The following is a 978-nucleotide window of genomic DNA, read 5'->3' as shown; positions in this document are numbered from 1 at the left end:
GGAAATAACACGATCAGCACCACTCTTATTTGCAATATTGATTGTAGCGCCTTCCGTCTCCGCACCAATCTTGATAGCCTTGCTGTCCGTATCCTGTTTAACTAGGCTATCACCTACAACCTTGTTAATCTCTTTTTTTACATTTGTGATAGAAGTCCCTACACCCTCAAAGGCAGAAGCTACATCAGTATAGCTTTTATCTTCTGCAGTGCCATCTTCCTTAACGGTCTTAACCTTGAAAGTGGGATCTGTCCATTCACCATCCTTATACTTAGCATCACCACCAAAATATTTCGCTGTATGTTCAGCAACCTTAGTAACATTTTCATTGGTGGTAAAAAGCTGTGAGCCATTAACCGCATCTGTCGAGGTTCCTGAAAGTGATCCATCACTCACACCGGCGATTGTCCGTTCTTTACCGTCTTTGTTTAAAACACTGAGTTTAGTGCCGCCTGATCCCTTACCAATGGTGATAATAGTCGCTCCCCCCGAACGGAGACTACGCGCTAAAGTAACCTCTTCTTCTTCCTTAACAAGGATACTGTCTCTTACATCGACAATCTCTTCATTCAAAGTGGTGAAAGCACTGTTAACACCTTCAAAAGCATCAGCAACATTGTGATAAGTATTCTTGTCACCTTCTGTGCCATCAGCATCAAATTGCGCAACTTTGAAATCAGGCTTTGTCCATTTGCCTTCCTCATACTTAGTATCGCCACCAAAATATTTAGCAAGGGCTGTGTTCGTAGAATGGAGCTGTGAACCATTCACCGCATCGGTTGATTTTTTTGAGAGCTCACCATCCTTAAGAAACGTGATCTTGCTGTTTGTTTTCTCATCTTCTTTTTCTCCATGTTTTGCAGTAAAGGCATTTTCATCTTTGTTCCATGATAAAGAATCTTGTGCAACACCTTGTGTCACATCTTTGATCCGCTGATTCACATTCTTGATACTCGTATCAATGCCTTCAAAAGCTGT

The 978-nt window shown here is 41.7% G+C and carries 1 pseudogene; it reads right to left on the bottom strand.

The features are described 5' to 3' along the window. A pseudogene (locus ACFIJK_RS09370) lies at nt 1-978 on the bottom strand (hypothetical protein); the annotation flags it as partial.

The organism is Bartonella sp. PS17NMGDW (genome assembly GCF_042193555.1).
GTDB classification, from domain to species: Bacteria; Pseudomonadota; Alphaproteobacteria; order Rhizobiales; family Rhizobiaceae; genus Bartonella; species Bartonella grahamii.
Note: the sequence above shows the minus strand (reverse complement) of the source record. Positions and strands in the feature narration are given on the sequence as shown.